The sequence below is a fragment of the Roseburia sp. TF10-5 genome (assembly GCF_003462365.1).
Taxonomy (GTDB): domain Bacteria; phylum Bacillota; class Clostridia; order Lachnospirales; family Lachnospiraceae; genus Roseburia; species Roseburia faecis.
Genome location: NZ_QTYW01000007.1, coordinates 70,934 through 94,767 on the forward strand (window position 1 = coordinate 70,934; position 23,834 = coordinate 94,767).

The 23,834-nt window shown below is 45.9% G+C and carries 22 protein-coding genes; 1 reads left to right on the top strand and 21 read right to left on the bottom strand.

The window, feature by feature from the left end; genetic code table 11:
• Positions 1–44: 44 nt before the first annotated feature.
• The 3 genes from tpiA to gap all read right to left on the bottom strand — a co-directional run bounded on the left by tpiA (position 45) and on the right by gap (position 3,260).
• Positions 45–791 (bottom strand): triose-phosphate isomerase, encoded by a 747-nt coding sequence (gene tpiA, locus DXD06_RS08810; protein ID WP_022045959.1) that lies wholly within the window; start codon positions 789–791, stop codon positions 45–47.
• Between the two features lie 41 nt (positions 792–832).
• Complete coding sequence (locus tag DXD06_RS08815) at positions 833–2,056, bottom strand: phosphoglycerate kinase (RefSeq protein ID WP_022045958.1); 1,224 nt, start codon at positions 2,054–2,056, stop codon at positions 833–835.
• Between the two features lie 187 nt (positions 2,057–2,243).
• Positions 2,244–3,260 (bottom strand): type I glyceraldehyde-3-phosphate dehydrogenase, encoded by a 1,017-nt coding sequence (gene gap, locus DXD06_RS08820; protein ID WP_055068609.1) that lies wholly within the window; start codon positions 3,258–3,260, stop codon positions 2,244–2,246.
• A 210-nt stretch (positions 3,261–3,470) separates the two neighbouring features.
• Here gap and DXD06_RS08825 point away from each other — a divergent pair, with 210 nt between their 5' ends.
• Positions 3,471–4,277 carry a histidinol-phosphatase HisJ family protein gene (locus DXD06_RS08825; protein ID WP_117831382.1) on the top strand — a complete coding sequence of 269 codons (807 nt, stop codon included), beginning with the start codon at positions 3,471–3,473 and terminating at the stop codon, positions 4,275–4,277.
• Between the two features lie 248 nt (positions 4,278–4,525).
• On the opposite strand, the gene DXD06_RS08830 is transcribed toward DXD06_RS08825, so the two are convergent.
• From DXD06_RS08830 to DXD06_RS08915, 18 genes are all read right to left on the bottom strand, one after another.
• Complete coding sequence (locus DXD06_RS08830; protein ID WP_117831383.1) at positions 4,526–6,055, bottom strand: Na+/H+ antiporter NhaC family protein; 1,530 nt, start codon at positions 6,053–6,055, stop codon at positions 4,526–4,528.
• 40 nt (positions 6,056–6,095) lie between these two features.
• On the bottom strand, positions 6,096–7,814 hold the full coding sequence (locus DXD06_RS08835) for a HAMP domain-containing methyl-accepting chemotaxis protein (RefSeq protein ID WP_117831384.1): 1,719 nt from the start codon (positions 7,812–7,814) through the stop codon (positions 6,096–6,098).
• A 25-nt stretch (positions 7,815–7,839) separates the two neighbouring features.
• Positions 7,840–8,931, bottom strand: a complete 1,092-nt coding sequence (locus DXD06_RS08840; RefSeq protein WP_055263650.1) for an iron-containing alcohol dehydrogenase family protein — start codon at positions 8,929–8,931, stop codon at positions 7,840–7,842.
• 12 nt (positions 8,932–8,943) lie between these two features.
• Positions 8,944–9,384, bottom strand: coding sequence for a GatB/YqeY domain-containing protein (locus DXD06_RS08845; RefSeq protein ID WP_022044983.1), 441 nt, complete (start codon positions 9,382–9,384; stop codon positions 8,944–8,946).
• A gap of 86 nt (positions 9,385–9,470) precedes the next feature.
• On the bottom strand, positions 9,471–10,865 hold the full coding sequence (locus DXD06_RS08850; RefSeq protein WP_117831385.1) for an alanine/glycine:cation symporter family protein: 1,395 nt from the start codon (positions 10,863–10,865) through the stop codon (positions 9,471–9,473).
• Between the two features lie 122 nt (positions 10,866–10,987).
• A complete protein-coding gene (locus DXD06_RS17500) occupies positions 10,988–11,140 on the bottom strand; it encodes a response regulator (protein ID WP_227248790.1) in 153 nt (50 codons plus the stop codon).
• A gap of 96 nt (positions 11,141–11,236) precedes the next feature.
• A complete protein-coding gene (locus DXD06_RS08860) occupies positions 11,237–12,346 on the bottom strand; it encodes a nitrogenase component 1 (RefSeq protein ID WP_117831386.1) in 1,110 nt (369 codons plus the stop codon).
• The gene (locus DXD06_RS08865; RefSeq protein WP_117831387.1) at positions 12,343–13,680 is read right to left on the bottom strand and encodes a nitrogenase component 1; all 1,338 of its coding nucleotides are present in this window, start codon (positions 13,678–13,680) and stop codon (positions 12,343–12,345) included. Before DXD06_RS08865 ends, DXD06_RS08860 begins: the two co-directional genes overlap by 4 nt.
• Positions 13,680–14,489 carry a nitrogenase iron protein NifH gene (locus tag DXD06_RS08870; RefSeq protein ID WP_117831388.1) on the bottom strand — a complete coding sequence of 270 codons (810 nt, stop codon included), beginning with the start codon at positions 14,487–14,489 and terminating at the stop codon, positions 13,680–13,682. The genes DXD06_RS08865 and DXD06_RS08870 overlap by 1 nt, the downstream gene beginning before the upstream one ends.
• Positions 14,486–14,761, bottom strand: coding sequence for a TM1266 family iron-only hydrogenase system putative regulator (locus DXD06_RS08875; RefSeq protein ID WP_022044989.1), 276 nt, complete (start codon positions 14,759–14,761; stop codon positions 14,486–14,488). The genes DXD06_RS08870 and DXD06_RS08875 overlap by 4 nt, the downstream gene beginning before the upstream one ends.
• Positions 14,762–14,777: 16 nt before the next feature.
• Entirely contained in the window at positions 14,778–15,785 is a 1,008-nt protein-coding gene (hypE, locus tag DXD06_RS08880) for a hydrogenase expression/formation protein HypE (RefSeq protein ID WP_117831389.1), read from the bottom strand.
• A 19-nt stretch (positions 15,786–15,804) separates the two neighbouring features.
• Positions 15,805–16,833: a hydrogenase formation protein HypD gene (gene hypD / locus DXD06_RS08885; protein ID WP_022044991.1), complete on the bottom strand. Its 1,029-nt coding sequence runs from the start codon at positions 16,831–16,833 to the stop codon at positions 15,805–15,807.
• A complete protein-coding gene (locus DXD06_RS08890) occupies positions 16,833–17,042 on the bottom strand; it encodes a HypC/HybG/HupF family hydrogenase formation chaperone (protein WP_055068619.1) in 210 nt (69 codons plus the stop codon). The genes hypD and DXD06_RS08890 overlap by 1 nt, the downstream gene beginning before the upstream one ends.
• Before the next feature lie 12 nt (positions 17,043–17,054).
• Positions 17,055–19,370: a carbamoyltransferase HypF gene (hypF, locus tag DXD06_RS08895; protein WP_117831438.1), complete on the bottom strand. Its 2,316-nt coding sequence runs from the start codon at positions 19,368–19,370 to the stop codon at positions 17,055–17,057.
• A gap of 77 nt (positions 19,371–19,447) precedes the next feature.
• The gene (locus DXD06_RS08900; RefSeq protein WP_117831390.1) at positions 19,448–20,494 is read right to left on the bottom strand and encodes a nitrogenase component 1; all 1,047 of its coding nucleotides are present in this window, start codon (positions 20,492–20,494) and stop codon (positions 19,448–19,450) included.
• A gap of 4 nt (positions 20,495–20,498) precedes the next feature.
• The gene (locus DXD06_RS08905; protein WP_117831391.1) at positions 20,499–21,779 is read right to left on the bottom strand and encodes a nitrogenase component 1; all 1,281 of its coding nucleotides are present in this window, start codon (positions 21,777–21,779) and stop codon (positions 20,499–20,501) included.
• Positions 21,776–22,537 carry a nucleotide-binding protein gene (locus DXD06_RS08910; protein WP_055068622.1) on the bottom strand — a complete coding sequence of 254 codons (762 nt, stop codon included), beginning with the start codon at positions 22,535–22,537 and terminating at the stop codon, positions 21,776–21,778. Before DXD06_RS08910 ends, DXD06_RS08905 begins: the two co-directional genes overlap by 4 nt.
• Positions 22,538–23,001: 464 nt before the next feature.
• Entirely contained in the window at positions 23,002–23,781 is a 780-nt protein-coding gene (locus tag DXD06_RS08915; protein WP_117831392.1) for an RsiV family protein, read from the bottom strand.
• Between the last annotated feature and the right edge of the window lie 53 nt (positions 23,782–23,834).

Genomic DNA, 23,834 nt, shown 5'->3' on the forward strand with positions numbered 1-23,834 from the left:
CTGAAATTCAGATGAATAGCCCTATAACCATACAATATCAGATTCTAGTAGTTTACAATCTTACCGAAATCAGCTTTCAGGGATGCTCCGCCAACCAGACCACCATCGATGTCCGGCTTTGCGAACAGCTCTGCTGCATTTCCTGCATTTACAGATCCGCCGTACTGGATACGAACAGAATCAGCAGTAGCCTGATCATAGATTTCAGCTACACATGCACGGATTGCGCCACAGACTTCCTGTGCCTGATCGGATGTAGCAGTCTTGCCTGTTCCGATTGCCCAGATTGGCTCATAAGCGATTACCATGTTTGCAACGTCTGCTGCTGCAACGCCTGCAAGATCAGATTTGATCTGAAGTCTGATCCAATCAAGTGTTACACCCATCTCTCTCTGCTCTAAAGTCTCTCCACAGCAAAGGATTGGAGTAAGTCCTGCCTCGATTGCCTTCTTAACCTTCTTATTTAAGAGAACATCATCCTCTTTGAAGTAGTCACGTCTCTCGGAATGTCCGATTACCACGTACTTAACACCAGCGTCTACCAGCATCTCTGCGGAGATCTCACCTGTGTATGCACCCTTCTCTTCGAAGTACATGTTCTCGGCTCCAACCTGTACGTTGGTTCCTTTCACAGCCTCTACAACCGGTACGATATCGATTGCAGGTACACAGTAAACAACATCTACGCTGTCAGATACTACTAATGGCTTTAACTCTTCTACTAACTTTACAGCCTGGCTTGGAGTCATGTTCATTTTCCAGTTGCCGGCTACGATTTTCTTTCTTGCCATGATTTTTATTTCTCCTAATCTGTAAATAATTCAACTGTCTTTTATTTATCGTCTGCTGCTACTACGCCTGGCAGTTCCTTACCCTCTAAGAATTCAAGGGAAGCTCCACCACCGGTAGAAATATGGCTCATCTTATCAGCATAACCCATCTGGTTAACAGCTGCAGCGGAATCTCCACCACCGATGATTGTTGTTGCATCGGTCTCTGCAAGAGCCTTAGCTACTGCAAGTGTACCAGCTGCAAGTGTCGGGTTCTCGAATACCCCCATCGGTCCGTTCCATACAACAGTCTTAGCTGTCTTAACAGCATCTGCAAACATCTCTGCGGACTTAGGTCCGATATCGCATCCCTCACGGTCTGCCGGCATAGCTGTGATATCACATACTTCTGTCTCTACAGGTCCGTCGATTGGATCTGGGAAATCCTTGATGGTAACAGCATCTACAGGAAGAAGGATCTTCTTGCCCATCTTCTCAGCCTTAGCCATCATTTCCTTACAGTAATCAAGCTTCTCATCATCGCAGAGAGAAAGTCCGATCTCATATCCCTGAGCCTTGATGAATGTGTAAGCCATACCACCACCGATGATAAGGGTATCACACTTCTCAAGCAGGTTGTTGATAACGTTGAGTTTGTCTGCTACCTTAGCACCACCGAGGATTGCTACGAATGGACGTACCGGATTCTCAACAGCATTTCCTAAGAAGGCGATCTCCTTCTCCATCAGGTAACCAACAACATTCTGTCCACCCTTTGCAGTGATGAACTTTGTAACACCGGCTACAGAAGCGTGTGCTCTGTGGGAGGAACCGAATGCATCACATACATAGATGTCTGCAAGATCGGCAAGTTCCTTAGAGAACTGCTCACCGTTCTTTGTCTCCTCAGCGCCACGAAAACGGGTATTCTGAAGTAATACAACTTCTCCCTCTTTCATTTCCTCAACAGCCTTTGTAGCTGCCTCGCCTGTTACGTTGTAATCAGATACGAAGTTTACTTTCTGTCCGAGAAGCTCCTCAAGTCTCTTGGCAACCGGTGCAAGGGACTCTCCTTCGTTTGGTCCGTTCTTTACTTTTCCAAGATGGGAGCAAAGGATTACCTTTCCACCATCGTTTAATAACTTCTTAATTGTAGGAAGAGCAGCTTTGATACGGGTATCATCTGTGATCTCGCCAGCTTTCAGTGGTACATTGAAGTCACATCTTACAAGGACTCTCTTGCCCTTTGCGTTGATATCATCAACTGTTTTCTTATTTAATGCCATGTTTTTATTCTCCGTTCTGCCTTTTTGGCAATTTTAAACCCGAAGAAAAGGAAATGACTTTCCAGCCGGTTGTTTCATACTCCGCAGCTGCATAAAACAGCGGAACCCTTTCCTTTTCTTCTTATTTGTCATAATGAAAAAAGGTCCGGCCCTACAGGCCGGACCCTTTCACATAAACTAAGATAGATTATGCTAACTCAGAGAAGTACTTGATTGTACGAACCATCTGAGATGTGTAGCTGTTCTCGTTATCATACCAAGAAACAACCTGAACCTCATACAGATCATCACCGATTGGGTTAACCATTGTCTGAGTAGCATCGAATAAAGAACCGAATCTCATACCAACGATATCAGAAGATACGATCTCGTCCTCATTGTATCCGAAGGACTCATTAGCTGCTGCCTTCATAGCTGCGTTGATGTCTTCCTTAGTAACGCCAGCCTTCTTAACAACTGCTGTAAGAATTGTAGTAGATCCTGTAGGGGTTGGTACACGCTGTGCAGATCCGATTAACTTTCCGTTCAGCTCTGGGATTACAAGACCGATAGCCTTTGCAGCACCTGTGCTGTTTGGAACGATATTAACTGCAGCTGCACGGGATCTTCTTAAATCACCCTTACGCTGTGGTCCATCAAGAGTCATCTGATCACCAGTGTAAGCATGGATTGTTACCATGATACCAGACTGGATTGGAGCAAACTTGTTAAGAGCATCTGCCATTGGAGCTAAGCAGTTTGTTGTACAAGAAGCTGCAGAAATGATTGTGTCAGTTGCCTTTAATGTCTCGTGGTTTGTATTGTAAACGATTGTAGGAAGGTCGTTTCCTGCTGGTGCAGAGATAACTACCTTACGAGCTCCGGCATTGATATGAGCCTGAGCCTTCTCCTTGCTTGTATAGAATCCAGAGCACTCTAATACAACGTCAACCTTTAACTCACCCCATGGGCAATTGTTTGCATCTGGGAAAGCGTAGATCTTGATTTCCTTACCACATACTGTGATAGAATCATCGCTTGCAGAAACTTCATCTGCATGCTCGTACTTACCCTGTGAGCTATCATACTTTAATAAGTGTGCTAACATCTTTGGGCTTGTTAAGTCGTTGATTGCTACTACTTCGTATCCTTCTGCTCCGAACATCTGTCTGAAAGCAAGACGACCGATACGGCCGAATCCGTTGATTGCTACTCTTACTGCCATTCTTAATTCCTCCTAGAATTGTAAATAAATAGTCTCATGGGACTTGCGTCCCAAGCTTCCTTTATTTTACCCAATTATTTCCGAAAGTTCAAGTCTTTTCTCCGTCTTTGTTAATTTTTTCACTAAAGGTATCTATTTCCCCTGAAATATAGTATAATCTTACGAAAAGACTTTTTCCAAAATCAACCACACAGAAAAAAGGAGGCTCTTATGCTTTGGGATACACATATGCACACGCATCACAGCGGAGACAGTGACGCATTGATGCCTGACATGATCCAGGCCGCTGTACGGCAGAACCTGGATGGCATCTGTTTTACCGATCATTTTGATTATGATTACCCGGATGATCCCAATCTGTTTCTTCTGGATTTTGATTCCTATATAAAAGAAGTCCGCAGTTTTCAGGACACCTGCCGTGACCGTCTTTCCATTCGTCTTGGAATCGAAGTCGGTCTGCAGCCCCACATCACGAAAATCAACCGCAAAGCAGTGACCGGACATCCGTTTGATTTTGTCATCGGTTCCTCCCACGTTGTTCACGGAATCGATCCCTATTACCCGAAATACTATGAAGGACGCTCCGAAAAAACTGCTTACCGCGAGTACTTCGAATCCATTCTGGAAAACCTGAACACCTATTCCGACTTCGATGTATACGGTCATCTCGATTATGTTGTCCGCTACGGTCCGGACCGCAACCGTTTCTATACATATGAGGCCTATGCCGATATCATTGATGAGATTCTGCGTAAACTCATTTCCATGGGAAAAGGGATCGAAGTCAACACGGCAGGATTCAAATACGGGCTGGGACATCCAAACCCGACCGAAGCTGTTCTTTTACGCTATCACGAACTCGGGGGAGAGATTCTGACACTCGGAGCCGATGCCCATGCGCCGGAGCACGTTGCATATGCGTTTGACCGTCTTCCTCAGATTCTGCGGCATGCAGGCTTCCGGTACTTTACGGTCTTTACCGGCAGGAAGCCGGACTTCCTTCCGCTTCCGGAATAGCGAAAATAAAGGATTAATTCCAAAAATTTCAAAATAGGTATTGCAAAATCCGAATAACACGGTATAATGTAAGTATTGAATGGTGTTATTTAAATATAGCATGCACGTACGCAAATGAGTATGTAGTTCAATTTTATTAAACAATTATCTAATTAACTACTCAGTTACTCAATTTCCTTTAAGTAACTAAGAAGGAGCAGGTTTCCTCGCCTGCTCCTTTCTTTGTTTTTGGGCTTCTGTCCTAATTCTTATATACCTGCTGTCTTTTCGCGGTTGCTCCCCGACCTCTTTTTTATAAAGGTAAGAACAGCAAGCAGAAGCACAAGGCTGATGCCCAATGCTACCCACCAGATCTGTACCAGTCCTGCAATGATATAGCCAATGATACATACCACAGCAACAACCGCTGCATACTGCATCTGCGTTGTCACATGGTTGATATGGTTACTCTGCGCGCCGGCCGAAGACATAACCGTTGTATCCGAAATCGGTGAAATATGATCCCCGCAGACGGCACCTGCCAGCACTGCGGAAACCGCAATGATCATCATTTCCAGATGATCTGCCCCCGGAAACATGGCGATTGCAATCGGAACAAGAATCGCAAATGTTCCCCAGCTTGTTCCGGTAGAAAACGCAAGGAACACTGCAACAACAAACAAAACAGCCGGAAGGAACAGACTTGCAGAAGCACTCGTTCCAACGATGGATTCCACAAATGTACCAATCTGCAGAGCATCTCCCATTCCCTTTAAGGTCCAGGCAAATATCAGTATTCCGATCGCTGGGATCATCAGCTTAAAGCCTTCCACAAAACTCTCCATGAATCCTTTAAACGTAACCACCTTTCGCGGAAGATACAAAAACAGCATGACAAAGACCGTGACCATGGTTGCAAAAATCAGGCTGGTCTCCGCATCACATCCTGCAAATGCACTGACCACATCGGTCGCACCGCCCAGAAATCCGGTATAGATCATGGCACCAATTGCAGAACCAATCAGAACAATCACCGGAAGAAGCAGATCAATCACTTTTCCGTTGGAAGAAATATCTTCTTTCTTAACCTTTTCAAACTCTTCCCCGCCGCTGGTAAACAGATCTCCTTTTGCAGCATTCTCCTCATGTTTTTTCATGAGTCCGAAATCAAAACCTGCAATAATCACAAAAAATACCATGACAAGCGTCAGAATCGCATAGAGATTGTACGGAATTGTTCGCAGAAACAGCTGAAATCCCGTAATCCCGGCATCTTTCGGAACATACGAATTGACGGCTGCCGCCCAGCTGGAAATCGGCGCAATGATGCAGACCGGCGCAGCGGTCGCATCAATGATATATGCCAGTTTTGCGCGGGATACTTTGTAGCGGTCAGTTACCGGACGCATCACAGATCCGACGGTCAGGCAATTGAAATAATCATCCACAAAAATCAGTATTCCAAGTCCTGTGGTTGCCAGCATTGCGCTCTTCTTGGACTTGATCTTGCTGCCGGCCCATCTTCCATAAGCAGCTGAACCTCCTGATTTAGACATCAGTACAATAATCATTCCAAGCAGCACATCAAAAATCAGAATATTCAGATTCATGCTGTCTTTCATAATCGAAAACAGGGCATTGAATGCATTCCACGGATGAAATCCGGTATATAACAGTGCTCCGACCGCCACTCCGATAAACAGGGAACTGTATACTTCCTTGGTAACAAGTGCCAGTATGATTGCCAGAAGAGGCGGCACCAGTGACCACCATGTTCCGATAAAAATCGATGTATCCATTTTCCAGATTATTCCTCTCTTATGCCTTTATTTTATATAACTATTTTAACTTGAACTGCTGCACCAGATCATTCAGAGAATCAGACTCTGCAGAAAGCTCCTGACTGGTTGCGGAAGATTCCTCTGCGATTGCCGCGTTGCTCTGTACAACCTCGGAAATCTGGTTTACACCGGACTCTGCCTGCTTGATCTGCTCTGCCTGTGTCTCGGAAAGCTGTGCCAGTTCCTGGGATTTCTTTGCCACTTCATTGATTCCCTCTACAAGAGAAATAATCGTCTGGGAAGTCACATCAACTGCCTGATTGCCGTTTTCGATTTCCTGAATAGAGTTCATAATCAGCTCACGGGTATTGACTGCAGACTGTGCACTCTCATCCGCAAGTTTTCCGATCTGGGATGCAACTACGGCAAAGCCCTTGCCGGCTTCTCCTGCACGTGCAGCCTCAATGGATGCGTTCAGTGCAAGCAGGTTCGTCTGCTCCGCGATCTCCTCGATCTGTCCGATGATTGTCTCAATCTGCTTGGACATATCGCTGATTCTCTTCATTGCTTCGGTAACTGCATTCATTTCCTTCTGTGTCTTATCTGCTTCCTGTGCATATTTTACAGATAATTCGTAAGAAGCCTGTGCACTCTCATGTGTGTGCTCAACCCCTTCTGTGATATTGGCAAAGGATGCCAGAAGTTCTTCCACTGCACCTGCCTGATCTGTAGATCCCTCTGCCAGTGTCTGTGATCCCTCTGCCAGATTGGTAGAACCTGCAGATACCTGGGAAGCAGCCTCCTCAATCCGGTGCATCGTCTCATTCATATCGGTGTTCATGACATGGATTGCATCATTCATTGCCGCAAACTCACCCATATATTTCTCCGGGATTTTGGATACACCGGTATAATCGTTGTGAGCCATCAGATCCATACGGTGGTTGACATCCTGAATAACGGCGGCCAGATTCTTTGCCATCTCGCGCGCAACAATTACCATCTCAGAAATTTCATCCTCTGATGTCATCTCCGGGAATTCACTGGAGAGATCCCCCTTTGCAAATGTATCAAAACGAGCACCCAACTGATCCAAAGGATCAACAATATTCTGTGCAAGCACTCTGCCGATCCGGCGGGCTGCAAAAATTGCAAGTGCAATAACCGCAATAATTGCAATAAGTGTGATCAATTCTACCATTGTAAGAATTTTCTCTAACTTATCTCCATGCTCGGTATTTGCATCCATCAGCTTCACCATATTCTGATAAATCTCCTCATAGATCGGTGCCACCTGGTCATATGCCATCTGCTGAGCCTCATGACGCGCATCAATGTCCTGTGTGTTCTTTCCTTTTTCCAGTACTGCATCACAGGTGTCAAAATAATCGTTCAGTTTTTCTGTGATACTATTATAAATTTTCTCCTCATCCGCAGATGAAACCGTATTTTTTACCTCTTTGGTATACTGCTGACAGGATTCCTTCTTCTTCTCATAATTTTCTGCGCAGCTGTTCACAAGGTTTTCATCCTGATATCCGATCGTAGCACGCAGATAACTTCTCGTATCGGAAAACGTAATCATCATCTTGCCGATATCCCCCTGTGAAAAACCGTAATTTTTCAATGCATAATTATAGCGGTTGCTGACAATAATTCCGGAAACGGCTCCCACAACACCGGAAATGCTAACAATCAAGGCCACCATCACAATTGCAGAAGAAATTCGTTCTTTTAATCTCTTCTTATTTAACTTTTCAATCAACTTTTGTATCATATAAGTTTTCTCCTCAAACTGGTTCTCATTTGTTTAGATATTTTTTCAGAATTTCTTCCGTCATCTCAAACGGATAGTTCTTTAACTTGGCAGGATTCTGCAACAGTTTCTGCACATCCTCCTCCCACAGTTCCTCCGGGATCTGTGGTTTGCCCAGCAGCTTGTCCAGATAGGCGATAAATTCAGCCCGGTTCTCAAACCCAAGCAGCTCAAGCACCTCTGCCACCCGCTTCTGATTATTGTAAAAACGTAAAAATCCCGGCAGGAAAAATCCGACTGCCTTTCCATGCGGAATGCCAAGCTCATATGTGACCGGATAACTTAATCCGTGCGGAATACTGGTACCGGTATGTGCAATCGCCATACCTGCCACAACCGATGCATGCATGAATGTTTCGTATCCTTCATCCGGAATCTTAATCTCGGAAGAAAGCAGGTATTCCTTTGCACTGCCCCAGATCCGAAGACCTTCCGCTGAATATATCCGGTTATATGCATTTGCATTTGTATTCAGATATGACTCAATCAGATGTGCCAGCGCATCCACACAGGTGCTGACCATATTCTCATAAGAAGAAGTCTTTAAATATCCGGCATCCACAAATGCCAGATCTGCAAACCATTTGTGTGCGATTGACTGCTTGGTATGTAAGTCGTGCCGTGTCAGAATCGCATAAGGCGTCACTTCCGATCCCGTACCGGATGTGGTCGGGACTGCTGCAACCGGATAGCCCTGCATCGGCTCCGGATGATAAAGACGTTCCTCTGCATGATCGATTGCCGATGGATTCGCTGCCAGAAGCGAAATCGCCTTGGACGCATCCATCGGAGAACCGCCTCCCACAGCCACAAAGAAATCCACCTGTTCTTTTACTGCAATGCCCGCTGCCACAGCCACGGTCTCCACAGAAGGATTCTCTTCGATCTCATCAAAAATCACATAGGTCTGCCCGTTTGCCTGCAATGCCTGTTCAACTGCTGCAAGCGAACCATTGATGCGGCTGGAATGTTTTCCCGTCACAATCATGGCTCTGCTTCCTAATGCTTTTAACTCTGCACCGTTTTCCGAAACACAACCGCTGCCAAAAAATACCTTCGTTGGCATATACAATCTCATGTTTCTTCTCCTTTATGCATTGCACATCTCTGTAACAACTTCATTGATCACCTTTCCGTCTGCCTTTCCTTTCAGCTCCGGCATAATCGTCTTCATGATCTGTCCCTTGTTCTTCGTTGCAATCACATCTGCAAACTTTTCCTTAACAATCGCAGTCACTTCCTCTTTCGAAAGCATCTTCGGTGCATATTCTTTCATAATGTCATAACGTTTTCTGTACTCCTCCAGCAAATCGGTACGGTCTGCCGGGCAGGAATCGATCTGTTCCTGAACGGTCTTTAATTCCTTCATGATTGTGGCATTGACCATATCCTCCGGAATGTCATCTCTGCATCCGGCATCAATGGCATTTTTCTTCACTGCCGAGACCAGAGACGAAATTGCATCCTTCCGTTCCTTGTCGCGCGCTTTCATCGCTGCCATCATATCTTTGCGTAGCTGTTCCATCTGCATAATTTCCTAACCTCCATGTCTATAAAATTCAGATAACTACATTATACTACGCTTCGGGCTGATAGCAAAGAATAACCTTACATTTTTTAATTATATTTATGAATTTCTTTCTGAAACTCCCGAATATCCTTTGCAATTTCACCACTGAGCAGGAGCATACAGATCAGATTCGGGATTGCCATCAGCGCATTGGCAATATCCGAAAAACTCCATACCAGATTCAGTGTCTGTGTACATCCGAAATACACAACAAAGGAAAAAACAAGGCGGTATACCATATTAAACCGGTGCGTTCCCAGCAGATATTCAAATGCTTTTTCCCCGTGATACTCCCAGCCGAGTATTGTAGAAAACGCAAACAATGTAATCCCGATTGTCACAAGCCAGCCCCCGGCTGATCCCAGAACCGTCTCAAATGCCGCAATTGTAACATCCGAACCGGTCAGCATATTCCCGGCAGCATCGGTCATGCCAAGGACACCGGAAGAGGCAATCGCAAGTCCCGTAATCGTACAGACAACAATCGTATCCCAGAAGGTTCCCGTCATATTGATATATCCCTGACGCACCGGGTTATCCGTCGTTGCAGCCGCTGCCGTAATTGCCGCAGATCCCATACCGGCTTCGTTGGAAAATACACCTCTGGCCACACCATAACGCATTGCATTCATCATGGAAGCGACAATCGTTCCGCACAGACCGCCGCCTACCGCTTTTACCGAAAATGCCATCTGAAAAATCATCAAAATGCCTGCCGGCAGATTCGAAATATTTCCGATAATGACAATAACTCCACAGATCACATAAAAAATCGCCATCAACGGAACGACCACCGAAGAAACCTTTGAAATGGATTTGATACCGCCGACAATGATCAGCAGGGCAAGCACCGTAATCACAATTCCGGTCAGATGGGTCGGCACATGAAATGTCGTATGTAATGCACCGGAAATCGAATTTCCCTGTGTCATATTGCCGATTCCAAACGAAGCAATCACAGCAAAGAGTGCAAATAACCACGCAAGAACCGCTCCAAATCTTTTATTCTTCAGTGCCTTTTTCATCGTGTACATCGGGCCGCCGCTCATCTCCCCTTTGGCATTGATCTCACGGTATTTGATCGCCAGCATACATTCACTGAACTTCGACGTCAGACCAAATGCAGCAGAGATCCACATCCAGACCAAAGCTCCCGGGCCACCGGAAACCATCGCCGTCGCAACCCCCACAATGTTGCCCGTTCCGATTGTGGCGGCAAGTGCTGTGGTCAGTGCCGAAAACGGAGACACATCGCCCTCGCCATGGCTTTTCGTCCGCGCCTCTTTGCTTAACGTACTTTTGAGTGCATAACCGAGATTTCTCCATGTCAGAAACCGCGTGCGGATCGTAAGGAAAATTCCGGTCCCCACAAGCAGAATCAGCATGACCGGTCCCCAGACAAAATCGTCAATTGCTGTAATCACATCATTTAACTTTTCCATAACCTCATCCCTCCTGTTTTCAAATAAAAAAGGGCAGTGTCTGAACAACATCGCCCTTTGTTTTTTATATCCTATGAAATTTGTCTTTATATTATACTTCCGAAAGGAATCTGTCAACTGGTTTATGCAGCAACATCCACTTCGTCATCCTTCTGACGCAGAATCCTTGCCGTTTCCATCCCATTCTTTCCCGGCATCTGGATATCCAAAAAGAGCATATCCGGCTTACAACCACTTGCAATCAGTTCATCACCCGATAAATATGTTTCTATCACTGCATCCGGTAATAATTTCTTTATTTTTCTTCTAATATCAAGCCTATAGATTTTTCATCATCGCAGATTGCAATTTGCATCCTGACAATAGTATTCTCAAAAATATATTCTCCCCGAAAATGCCACATGCGGTAATTCATAAAAAATACTGTCCCCCGGACAGATCGGACGATACAGAGGATCTGCCACAATGATCCCTGCACTTTTAAGTGCCTCTTCCATTGCTTCCTCTCCAAGCACCATTTTATCTTTTTCACCGAGCAAATCCGCACATTCCTTTAACGGACACAGTACGCGGGCGGCACGACCATATCTTTTTTCAATCCCTGCTGCTAATGATCCCATAGTGACAGGTTCTCCGACCAGCGTGATATCTGCCTCCTGCTGCATGCGGTTCTGCAAATATACAACCGCCGGCTCTGCCTGCCGTGTGGCTGCACGCTCCAGTGCATTTGAAATATCTTCTGCCAGCCACTCGTTTGGTGTTCCGATCACATATGGTATTTTGTACTTCTCCCAGAGTATCTTTGCCACACGGAGTCCTACTGCCGAGACAACCAGATTAACGTCTGCCTCCGCTGATCTTTGCAACGTTTTCAAATCATCGCCCATCGCCCACACAGACATAACCTGCCATCCGTATTTCTGCAGATTCTCTTTTAAGGTTTCTACATTTTTCTGTGGTCCGAAATCAAGTGGTGTCACACCTAACAGATTTACCGTGCGCGAAGAGGGATCTCTATTCTCCTGCCTGTCCGGTTCTCTGACAAACCGCTTTGCGATTTCTTCGAGTGCAATGCCCGCTCCATACACATAATCATTCATCCCGTTCGTCGGCACGGAAAATGCCGGAATTCCGGTTTCTGTCTCAATCACACGCGCAATTGCAGGAAAATCCGTACCATTCATAAATGGAATAGGCGAACCTGCCAGCGCGATAAATTTGGGATGCAGTTCACGGGCTGCATACTCGATATCATCAATAAATTTTCTGTCATTTCCCATGATCGCGTCAATTTCTGTAAGTCCCGAGATAAAAATAAGACTGTCCTGATCGTACCAGCGGATTTCATCATGCGTATTGTAAGTAGAGTTGCATCCGGAAGGATCATGCATAACTGTCATTCCGCCAAGTTCATACAGTGCAGAACAGACTCCTGACACATCGGCCGTATAAACCGGTATCATTCGATAAGATTGTCTCATAGACAGCACTCACACCCCCATCCTTTTTGTACAACAAGTTTTTCTGTATCCTTTTCATTGAGATATGCATCCATCATCAGCTCTGCGGTTCTTCGAATACCGTCAAATCCATACAGACCTTCTCCCTGTACCAGATTGACAAAGTGACGACTTCGGCCAAAATAGGCCGCTTTCTGTCCGATTGCCAGCACTTCCCCGCTTGCACCTCTTGGCAGTACACGCATCTTCACCTGAATCGTTGCGATCAGCTCAAGTTCCGGTGCATGCTCCTGCAGCCAGAAAAAATCTGCTTTTTCTTCCGGACTGATACTGTCCAGATAAACAGCTTTCACATAAAAGCCATGTGTCAGAAGCAGTTTTGCCAGTCCAAGTGGTCTTGGATGATACAGATAATCCAGAGTGACCGGCATATCCCCGATCAGATTTTTTGCTTTTGCCAGAGCCTCCTCACAGGACTCCTGCTCGCGGGCCAGCTCATCTTCTGTCAGTTCCGGCAGTCCGAGTGCATCGGTCAGCTGCTTTAACTGCTTTCTGATCTCATCATAGTCAAAACTGCCGGGCAGATACAGAGATTTTCGTCCCAGGCGGCCTGCCTGTGCCTCCATCCCGTATTTTCCAGCCGGATAGCAGTCGATAAACAGGCATCCCCTGCTCATATCCAACAGTTCCTGCCAGGTTTTACATCCGGGCAGTTCCAGCACCTTATAATCATATCGTTTTAACAGACGCTTAATATCACTGTTCTCATCCAGAACAAAATCACTGCCAAAGACAGATACTGTTTTAGCGTCCGGCTCACAGCCCAAAAGAGGATCATACATTGCTTTCCGCAGCTTCTGGTCCGGTGTCAGTCCATGTTTTTGCATAATCGGGTCCATATAACAGCGGATAAAGCAGATGTCAGGAAAACGATGCTCCAGTTCCCTGTAAATATAGTTCAGATTACTTCCCACAAAATGATGCAGACAAACGGTAAAAAGCAGAACCGCCTCAGGATGGTCCTTCCGTTTATTCAACACATCCGTCACACCCTCGATGGTAATATCCTCCAGATTGCCGTTCAGCAGATTCTGCTCCTCCACAAGAACAAAAGAAAAACGGTCTGCTGCATTCATTTCTGCCGCAGTCAGTACAACACCACGCATACAGTTATCCGCACAGACATAGATCTGGATAGATTCCGGAACCTGCATTCCCGTATGCACAATATTCCAGTTGCCATGCACCGGCGAATTATACTCCAGTGCCGAAACAAATGGTGTTGGAAATGAGGCATCTTTTATTTTTACCACAGCATCTTTCGAATCAACAGTTTCCCCCACACGACGTAACATTACGCTTCCTCCTGTATATATCCAGACCTTACCTTATCGCTTTTCGCTTCCAGAATGCCACCGCATATGCGATACATCTGCATGGCAAGCGCACGGTATTCGTCTGCCATTTCACCTGTTGGATAACACTCCATCAATGTTTTTTTCTGCTCCTCTGCCAGTGCCACCTGCCCGCTGTGTGATAGTGTACCAATAACAGCTGTGTGAAAATCGTCTGCCAGTTCTGCCACTTTTTCCTCTTCCCGCGGGACATCCCTGCGATTTAAAATGAGTCCGCCAAGCCCGGCATATCCACGGTTTTTAAAATTTTCCACTGCCATGGCAATATTTGCAGCTGCATGAATTGCCATGTTTTCCCCGGAGGTAATAATAAATATTTTGTCCGCATAACCGCCCCGCATCGGCATGGAAAATCCACCGCATACCACATCTCCGAGTACATCATATAAAACCACATCCGGTTTGTATACATCATATGCGCCAAGCTCTTTTAACTTTTCCAGTGCCGTGATGATACCACGGCCGGCACAGCCAAGTCCCGGTGTCGGTCCACCGGCCTCCACACAGATAACACCGTTATACCCAATGCGTATCATATCCTCCAGCTGCAACGCCTGCTTTTTCTCATTATATAAGTCGAGCACGGCCGGCACAGTCTCTCCATGACGGAGCAATATGGTAGAATCTGCTTTCGGATCGCATCCGATCTGCATCACCTTAAGCCCCATTTCTGCCAATGCAGCCGCTACATTTGAAACGGTAGTGGATTTTCCGATTCCGCCTTTTCCATATACTGCTATCCTGATCAATCCTGTGTTCCCCCTTCTGCCGGAGTAATGACATTCGAATATGCAGTCTTTGCGAATACGCCTTTTAAATGTCCGATTTTTCCGGAAAGTGCACTGATCGTGTCCTGTGGTGCATCAATGACAATGCTTATGATGCTGATTCCTTTTGCGCGGTATGGTATGCCCATTCTGCCTACAATGTACTGACGTGCTTCATGAAGAAGGATATTTAATTCTTCAATGGCATCCTCCTGTTCTACAATAATTGAAATAACTGCCACTCTGGTTTCCATGCCCTGACTCCTCCTGTTAACAGATTCTTGGTAAAAGCTCTCCCCCCGGCTGTGGAAGCAGTGCCTGTGTGCCGATTTCCGTCTCCATTATAACTCTTCCCGGTTCCTCTGCGATCACTTCACCAATAATAGCTGCATCTGCGGAATATGGACATTTTTTCAATGTTTCTACAATGCCCTCTGCCTCTTCCTTTGGTGCCATGATGACAAGTCTTCCTTCGCATGCCAGATATAAAGGCTCAAGTCCAAGCATCCCGCAGACTCCTTTTACTTCCGGCCGTACCGGAACAGCCTCTGCATTTAAACGGATGCCTACGCTGCTCTGACCTGCGATCTCATACAGGACTGTTCCGACGCCTCCTCTGGTCGCATCACGTATCACATGCAGGTTGTGTGTGGTATCCATGACTGCCTTTACGGTCTTCCACAAAGGTGCACAGTCACTGGTCACATCCGCATCGATGCCAAAATCTTCCCGCTCTAACAGGATCGTACATCCGTGCCGTCCGATATCACCGGTTACGATGATTGCATCTCCGGGCTTTGCCAGTTCTCCGCCGACGGTCACTCCTTCTTCAATCTCCCCCATTCCGGTCGTGGTGATAAAAATTCCATCCACCTGTCCTTTTCCGGCAACCTTTGTATCTCCCGATACAATATGTACTCCGGCCTCTTTTGCTGTTTTTTCCATGGCAGCTGCGATTTCTTCGAGTTTTTCCATTGGAAATCCCTCTTCAATTACAAAAGCGCAGGTAAGATAAAGCGGTTTTGCACCCATACAGGCAAGATCATTTACCGTTCCGCAGATAGACAGTTTGCCGATATTTCCCCCCGGAAAAAATGCCGGAGATACAATAAACCCATCTGTCGATACTGCCATTCTTCCTGCCGGCGGAACTAATACCGCTGCATCATCTGCCGTCAGATCATTGTTTACAAAATGTGCCTTAAACACCTGATCAATCAATTCGGATGTCTGCTTTCCACCGGCACCATGTGCCATCGTTACTGTTTTATTTTCCATGATGTTTTTTCCTTCTTTCTTATGAATACTGATAATATGCAGAGCAGGCTCCCTCACCGGACACCATGCAGGCGCCGATCGGATGCTGCGGTGTACAGCCTTTTCCGAATACTTTACAATCGGATGGTTTGCATTTCCCCTGAAGTACATCGCCACAGCGGCAGGCCGGATTTGGTTTTCCTTCAATTTTCGGCATCTGATATTTGAGACGTGCATCGAACTCCTGCCACTCCTGTCTTAATTTCATGCCGGATTTCGGAATAACACCCAGCCCTCTCCATTCGCAGTCACAGGCTTCCATCATCTCATCTACAAGCAGCTGTGCCTCCCTGCTTCCATCCTGTGTCACCACTCGCGGATAGCAGTTTACAAAAAATGGCTTTCCTTCCTGGAATTTTACCAGCGCAACCGCCAGTGCTGTCATCAGTTCTTTTGCCGTAAATCCTGCCACAACACCGCTGACCCCTTCTTCGGTCAGAGCTTCGCAAAGACGTGTTCCCGTAATGGCATTGACATGTCCCGGATATAAAAATACATCTGCACTGTCCTTTAATGCCTCATACGCCTGAGGCATGGTTTTGTTTGCCACCAATATAGAGTAATTATCCAGTCCATCTTCTCTTGCCGCCTTTACGGAAAGACATCCTGCCGGTGTCGTTGTCTCAAATCCGACCGACAGAAATGTCACCTGCTCATCCGGATGTTCTCCGGCATATTTTTCGGCATCTGCCGGAGAATACACAACATGGATTTTCGCTCCCTGTTCTCTGGCTCCCGCAAGGCTCATATTGGTTCCCGGCACTCGCACCAGATCACCAAATGTACAGATTGTAACTCCTTTTTCCAATGCCAGATAAATAGCTTCATCTATAAAACTAACCGGTGTTACACATACCGGACATCCCGGGCCGGAAATCAATTCTACCTGTTTTGGCAGCAGTTTACGGATTCCCAGCCGGAAAATCTCATGTGTGTGCGTACCGCACACTTCCATGATCCGCACATCCGGGCCATCATAATTTTCAATGATCTCTCTGGCTGTTTTCATTATAAAAATTCCTCCATGAGCTGCTCAGTTTCACTGTCGTCCTCATCGGTGATTTTTGCAATTGCTACACCTGCATGCACCATAACATAATCTCCCGGCTCCAGATCTTCCAGAAGCTGGGAAGAAACCTCCCTTTTGGCACCGCCTGCATCAATGACCGCCGTGCCATTACTGATTTTTACTACCTTAGCTGATAAACCTACACACATCTTTTTATCCTCCTATTTCTGTAATTGATACATCCCATATGCTGCCTGTCCGATTGCAATTCCTCCGTCATTCGGCGGAATCATACGGTGCCGCAGCACTTCGAATCCTTCCTGTAACAGTCGTTCTTCTGTCAGACGCAACAGTAACCGGTTTTGGAATACGCCACCGCTTAAGGCAACTTTATCCCTGCCACTGCTTTCTTTTGCTTTGATACAGGCAGCTGTAATCATTTCTGCCAGTACCTGATGAAACCGATATGCCAGCATCCCGGTGTCTTCGCCCCGCATTTTTGCTTCTGTAATCTGCTGCACCAACATCTGTGTATTTAAAACGAAACGCTCTTTTGTTTCATGCAGCAGTATATCCTTATTTTCCTTTTGCTCCTGTGAGATATTTGAGAGGTTCTGCTGCTCGTATGCCTCTGCTGCAAACTGCAATGCCGTCGATGCTTCCCCTTCAAATCCTGACCTGCGCCTGATCCCGAGTATCGCACTGACGGCATCAAAAAGCCGTCCTGCACTGGTTGAAGCCACCGCATTGATCTTCCGGTCTGCCATGGTGAACTGTACCCTGCTTTCCTGTTCGCTGCAAAGACCCAGTGTTTCCATGATCTCCCATGCCCTTTTGCGATCTTTCGTATATCCGTAAATCATAGAGACCGCAATACGCCAGCCCTCTTTTGCAGAAGCATCGCCCCCCATCTGTAAAAACGGGGTAATACTTCCGAATCTTGTAAAATTTCCATAATCCGCCAGCAGGATCTCTCCGCCCCAGATCGTGCCATCCGTTCCATATCCGGTTCCGTCAAAAGCGACTCCGATGACCGGATCATGACAGTCATTTTCTGTCATACACGATAATATGTGTGCATAATGATGCTGCACTCTTATCACCGGATATCCAAGTTCTTCCGCTACAACCGTAGAATTGTATTTTGGGTGCAGATCACAGACCACAGCCTGTGGCTTTACTTCCAGCAATGTCTGAAACCGGTGTATTGTCTCCTGCAATGCCTTTACCGTTCTTAAGTCCTCCAGATCTCCCACATATGGTGACGGATAAAACCTGTTGTCCACACCTATGCAAAAGGTATTTTTCAATTCCCCGCCAACCGCGAGCACCTGTCCTTTCCAGTCTGCTTTTGTCATAAACGGCAGCGGTGCATAGCCTCTGGAACGCCGGATCATGTACGGTTCATTTCTGTAAAAATCCATCACCGTATCATCTGCCCGTATCCTGATTTTGCGGTTATGTGACAGCATCGCATCACACAAGTGGGATAATTCGGCAACAGCTTCCTCATCCTCACGACAGATCGGTGCACCGGAAGTATTTCCACTGGTCATCACCAGAAGATCCGGCATCTCGATACCATCATCATACTGAAAAATCAATAACTGCACCGGTGCATATGGAAGCATCACACCAACTTTTGGATTGTTCGGTGCCACCGAAGATGCCAGCCCGCCATCGCTTCGTCTGTCCAGTAACAGAATCGGTTTCTGATGTCCGGTAAGAATCGCCTCCTGCTCCGGCGTCACCACACATTCCCGTTTTACAACCGATTCATCTTTTGCCATAACTGCAAAGGGCTTGGCCGGGCGGTTTTTTAATGTTCTAAGACGGCAGACCACTTCTTCATTTGTAGCATCACAGCACAGATGAAACCCTCCGATTCCCTTGATTGCTACAATTTTGCCTTCACGAATAAGCCGGCGTGTATATGTAATTGCGGCACGTCCCCGCTCGGGTCTGCCGATCAGATACACCTGTGGTCCACATTGGTTGCAGCACACCGGCTGCGCGTCATACCGCCTGGTTTTCTCATCCGTGTATTCTTTTGCACAGTCCGGGCACATCGGAAACTCTTTCATACTTGTGCGTTCCCTGTCATACGGCAGAGCATCCAGAATCGTAAGCCTTGGTCCACAGCAGGTGCAGTTGATAAACGGATGCAGATACCGTCTGTCTTTCGGGTCAAACATTTCTGCCTTGCACTCATCGCAGATTGCAATATCCGGGGAAATAAAGATTTCCCCTTTTGTTTTTTCACTTTCGATAATGTCAAAATGTTCAAAGTGTTCTGTTGTATCTGCAGTGATATTCTCTGTATTTATCTTCAAAACAGCCGCACGCTTCGGTGGATGTTCTTTCAGACTGTTTAAAAATCCATCGATCTGTTCTTTTGTCCCCTGTGCATAAATTTCCACATAGGGTCCTTTATTGCAAACAGTTCCGTAAATTCCATGGTTTGTCGCATGGCGGCTTACCGTTGGCCGGAAACCAACACCCTGAACGATACCGTATACCCGGATGCGCCAGGTCATCTCATTCTTATACACACTTTTCTCCAATCGTACACTCCCTTATTGCGGGTCACATCTTACAAGACAACCGGCAACTATTATCTCATCTCTGCAAGATGCCCCGACACCGCAAAATGTATCGTATCCACAAAAATTCCGGCAAATTCCGGTGTCATACGCTTCATACATGGATCCGCGTAAATCACATCATATTCCATGTTTTCCACCAGCCTTATATAATCTTCTTCATCCCGCAGATGCAGATCTGTGTCACTGCAAAGCTCTGGCTTTATCATAAACCAGCTTGCAACTGTCACCTGTGCATCCTTTGCTTTTTTTTGTATCTCTTCCCGGATTGCAGATCCGATCACCTGCTGCTGTACAATAAGTACCTTTTTCCCATGATAATCCATATCGTAAACCAGTTCATCCACCAGCGGATAGCCTGTCTCGTACGGTGTTCCATATGTTCGTTCCAGATATTTCGCTGCCTCTAAAGCGGCCGGCGATACCACGATATTTTTTTCCACATTGGAAACCGATTTTACATCATCAAGTCCATTTCCCATTCCAAAGCAGACAGCAGTTTTTCCTTCTGCCGCAAAACGCTCCCGGATACGGTCTGCTGCACGCAGATCACTGATATCCTGTGGTGTCATGCCAAGTATCCCGATTCTGCCCAAAATCACGTCTTCTTTTTCACCTGCAAATACCAAAAACAGTTCCTTCCAGGCTTTTTCTTCCCCCTTGTCATACAATTCCATTCCATCCGTATCCACAGTCAGAATCGACAGATCCACTTTTTTCTCCGCCATACGCTTTAAGGCATGGTAATCCGTTCCGATAACGGCCGGAACCGGCGTCCCGATAATCGCTGCAAACTTTGCATCCAGTTTTGTCACGGCATCTGCAAGCTTTGCCACCAGCCTGTCATCACGGCCGAGAATTGCATCCATATCGCGAAGCCCTGCACTAAACAGTGCGCTTTTGCTCTCAAACCACCGCGGCTCATCAAATCCACAGATATTTCCGGTACAACCACCGGCATCGCAAATGACGATAATACCGCCAAATTCATATAATACAGACACCGCACCTGACTGATCCGGTGCAAATGGTGTCAGATATTTTCTCAGTCCTCTCATTGTGTTATACCTCCGCCAATGCCTCAAACAGTCTGCGCACACCGGCATAACCGTATGGCTGCCGTTCTTCATTCCAGAGCACATTGGAACATTCTTTATGATAATAGCCGGCATCTTTTCCTATGGTCATATTGACGCCGGACTGACTTTTGTCATAATACAGCATGGTCGGTTCCAGATTGGAAAAAACTTTCGTATCCGGACTGATTTTTGCCAGTTGTTTTACATAGACAAAGTTTTCACCGGATAATGTTCCATAAATCTCCGACACACGAAATCCATAGTGTACCAATGCAAGTGCCAGTTCGAACGGATCTCCGTTCATCCATTCTCCGACGGCAAATACTGCATCCGGATGTATTTTCCTGAATTTTTCTACCGCCTCCTCTGCTGCCTTACGCGGTATTTCATCCTCAAATTCCACACCCAGTGCAGCGGCAAGAGCACGATACTGACTGGCAATTTTATCGATCTGATATAATCTGCGCAGCTCGATATATGGAATTTTCAGCCGGTCATGAAAATCCTCTGCCGCAAAGCGCGCTTCCGGATGCAGTACCAGATTAAAATTTGCTTCCGACATGGTCTGATACTGTGCATAATCCTTGCACCTGGAAATCTCATGGATTGTTTTTACTCCTGCCCCATGAAGCAGATCATACAGCTCACAGTCATCCGTAAGCGGTGAAAAATATCCCAGTAAATTCACCACATTTCCTTTTTTCTTTTTCGGTTCCAGCAACGAATAAACGGACTGCCGCACATGCACCATCGGTGGTTTTCTGCCCTCTCTGGTCAGTGCATACATATAACATGGCCTTACCGGAACCCCTGCATATTCCTCTGCCTTGTGACAGACACGCTCCATATCCGTGCCAAGCAGCGCATCCACACAGGTAATACATATCATCACAACAGACGGCTTTTTCTTAAGTCCTTCGCATATTTCCGCTACTGCCTTAGGGATCTTTTTCAGGTGCCTTCCGGTCACAATATCCGTCTCATCCATCAACAGATAATAAAAACGGTCCTGATAGGCCCGCATCGAACTAAGCACCGAGGTATTGCGGCCACAGCATCCCGGAGACACAATCAACATAACAGAATCCGGAACCGCCAGACCTGCACGTTTGACACCAAATCCTTCTGCTCCCGGAGAATTGAATGCCAGCGTTGCAGGGGAACTGTAGATCAGATGTGTATGGGAAATAAGCTGTCTGGGAATGTTATTTTTTCCAAGCTCATCCAGCTCTTTTACCGTACAAAAATATGCTTCCTGTCTCATGCGTTTTCCTCTTCTTTCCATAACAATGTGGCAAGATCAAAGAAACATCTGCTGATTTCAGAGGCCGGATCTCCTTCGATCACAGTCTTTCCCTGCTCTTCCCAGTGAATAATTTCATTACTTCGCGGCACTTCTCCCACAATCGGCACCCCGATCTTTTCTGAAAATGCCTGTACTTTTTCTTTCTCATTTTCCACATTTCTGTGATTTAACACGATGCCAAATACCCGGGCATAACTGCGATCCTCAAAATTTCTGACTGCACTGGAAATATTGTTGGCAGCATACAGTGCCATTTTTTCACCGGATGTAACGATCAGAACCTTATCCGCATATCCCTCACGAATCGGTGCTGCAAATCCACCGCACACAACATCACCTAATACATCATACAAAACCACATCGGGTTTATAATGTTCGAATAGTTCCATATCTTCAAGAAGCTGAAAAGTCGCAATAATTCCACGCCCCGCACAGCCAAGTCCCGGTGTCGGTCCGCCCGTCTCAATGCAGAGGATTCCTCCATAGCCTTCCTTTGAAATCTGCGCCAGCTCATCCGGCTCCTCGTCCTCTTCCCTCATATAATTCATTACCGGACGAAGTGGCTCACCACCAAGTAAATTAATGGTGGAATCCGCTTTCGGATCGCATCCGATCTGAATGACACGTTTTCCCATATTTGCAAAAGCTGCTGCAAGATTGGAAGTCACTGTGGATTTTCCAATACCGCCCTTTCCGTATACTGCTACCTTTAACATGCTATCCTCCTGTTATTTTCAACGCAAAAAACCATCTTTCGGGCAATCTGTCAGAAAGATGGTTCTGTAAATCCTTATTTCTTAACTATTCCTGCTCGGATCATCCTTGCCGTCAGAGTTTTTATTCATTTATATTAAAATTGTTCAACACAATTACCGTCGTATCTTTTTCACCAAATGCTCTGCAGATGAATGAATCAGATACCGTAATTTTCCCAATCATTTTATCAGCTGTTATACAAATTAGTCAACACGAACTGCATGCTTCAATCCCCTACACCTGCATATTCCAACATATTTAAGCCTATGGCCTGTCCTGTTTTTCATAGGTATACTCTCACGTCATTTTATTTTCTACAGACAGTATACCATAAAAATCAGAAATTGCATCCTCTTCATTTGCACCAAATAGAAAAAATGACTCTGTGGGATTTGCCCACGGAGCCATTTTTTCTATTTGCCTTTTATTTCAGATATCCGTTTGTAACCATATCTACAATCTCACCTGTCGGAATGGAAAATTCGACCATTCCCATATATCCCGGTGCTACTTCATACTTGTCAAATACAAGGGTAAGTTTTCCCTTCTCATTGACATAGAAATTTGTCTTATTGCTGATGGACTTGAAATTGAACTTATTGTTTTCATCGTCCACAAAATAGGTAACATCTGCATTCTCTTTCATCTGTGCCCGCATCTGTTCTTTGATATTGTCGGAAATCCGGTCAATATAGCCGCTTCCTTTTTTGAACAGATTTTTCAGAGTGATTTGTTTTCCGGATTTTTTATCCACACTGAAAATCTTTGCATAACTCTGGGAGCCGCCCATAGCAATTACCGTATCAATCCGCAGGCAAAACATCTTGTCGTTGTCGGTTACAACCTTATATCCGGAAGTAAGGCTCTCGTTTCCCTTCTCCCCCTTCTTTACGTCTGCCACATCTTTTTTATAATCTTTGATAAATTTATTCTGATAACTGGATATTGCAGCATTCAGTTTTTCACTTTCGCTTTTCATGACTTTTCCGTCTGTACCTGTAATTTTCACTTTCGGAATCTTTACGCTGGCTTCCATCCGTTTGTCTTTCTGGTGATCGGTATACTTCTTTGCCAGCGATACTTTATAAACCGGCAGACTTGTTTTTGCCTGTGTAACCACCGTTCCTGCTCCCATTGTCACCAGCATTGCCGCAGCAGCTACTGCAATACCTGTCTTTTTTAATACACTACTAAGTTTACTCATTTTATTTTCCTCCTTTTTTGTTTCTATCTATTAGACCATTCATCACACATAAA

What these genes read in the sequence shown, in the direction of transcription:
- tpiA (WP_022045959.1), bottom strand. Translation starts at nt 791, where the DNA reads ATGGCAAGAAAGAAAATCGTAGCCGGCAACTGGAAAATGAACATGACT.
- DXD06_RS08815 (WP_022045958.1), bottom strand. Translation starts at nt 2,056, where the DNA reads ATGGCATTAAATAAGAAAACAGTTGATGATATCAACGCAAAGGGCAAG.
- gap (WP_055068609.1), bottom strand. Translation starts at nt 3,260, where the DNA reads ATGGCAGTAAGAGTAGCAATCAACGGATTCGGCCGTATCGGTCGTCTT.
- DXD06_RS08825 (WP_117831382.1), top strand. Translation starts at nt 3,471, where the DNA reads ATGCTTTGGGATACACATATGCACACGCATCACAGCGGAGACAGTGAC.
- DXD06_RS08830 (WP_117831383.1), bottom strand. Translation starts at nt 6,055, where the DNA reads ATGGATACATCGATTTTTATCGGAACATGGTGGTCACTGGTGCCGCCT.
- DXD06_RS08835 (WP_117831384.1), bottom strand. Translation starts at nt 7,814, where the DNA reads ATGATACAAAAGTTGATTGAAAAGTTAAATAAGAAGAGATTAAAAGAA.
- DXD06_RS08840 (WP_055263650.1), bottom strand. Translation starts at nt 8,931, where the DNA reads ATGAGATTGTATATGCCAACGAAGGTATTTTTTGGCAGCGGTTGTGTT.
- DXD06_RS08845 (WP_022044983.1), bottom strand. Translation starts at nt 9,384, where the DNA reads ATGCAGATGGAACAGCTACGCAAAGATATGATGGCAGCGATGAAAGCG.
- DXD06_RS08850 (WP_117831385.1), bottom strand. Translation starts at nt 10,865, where the DNA reads ATGGAAAAGTTAAATGATGTGATTACAGCAATTGACGATTTTGTCTGG.
- DXD06_RS08860 (WP_117831386.1), bottom strand. Translation starts at nt 12,346, where the DNA reads ATGAGACAATCTTATCGAATGATACCGGTTTATACGGCCGATGTGTCA.
- DXD06_RS08865 (WP_117831387.1), bottom strand. Translation starts at nt 13,680, where the DNA reads ATGTTACGTCGTGTGGGGGAAACTGTTGATTCGAAAGATGCTGTGGTA.
- DXD06_RS08875 (WP_022044989.1), bottom strand. Translation starts at nt 14,761, where the DNA reads ATGGAAACCAGAGTGGCAGTTATTTCAATTATTGTAGAACAGGAGGAT.
- hypE (WP_117831389.1), bottom strand. Translation starts at nt 15,785, where the DNA reads ATGGAAAATAAAACAGTAACGATGGCACATGGTGCCGGTGGAAAGCAG.
- hypD (WP_022044991.1), bottom strand. Translation starts at nt 16,833, where the DNA reads ATGAAAACAGCCAGAGAGATCATTGAAAATTATGATGGCCCGGATGTG.
- DXD06_RS08890 (WP_055068619.1), bottom strand. Translation starts at nt 17,042, where the DNA reads ATGTGTGTAGGTTTATCAGCTAAGGTAGTAAAAATCAGTAATGGCACG.
- hypF (WP_117831438.1), bottom strand. Translation starts at nt 19,370, where the DNA reads ATGACCTGGCGCATCCGGGTATACGGTATCGTTCAGGGTGTTGGTTTC.
- DXD06_RS08900 (WP_117831390.1), bottom strand. Translation starts at nt 20,494, where the DNA reads ATGAGAGGACTGAGAAAATATCTGACACCATTTGCACCGGATCAGTCA.
- DXD06_RS08905 (WP_117831391.1), bottom strand. Translation starts at nt 21,779, where the DNA reads ATGAGACAGGAAGCATATTTTTGTACGGTAAAAGAGCTGGATGAGCTT.
- DXD06_RS08910 (WP_055068622.1), bottom strand. Translation starts at nt 22,537, where the DNA reads ATGTTAAAGGTAGCAGTATACGGAAAGGGCGGTATTGGAAAATCCACA.
- DXD06_RS08915 (WP_117831392.1), bottom strand. Translation starts at nt 23,781, where the DNA reads ATGAGTAAACTTAGTAGTGTATTAAAAAAGACAGGTATTGCAGTAGCT.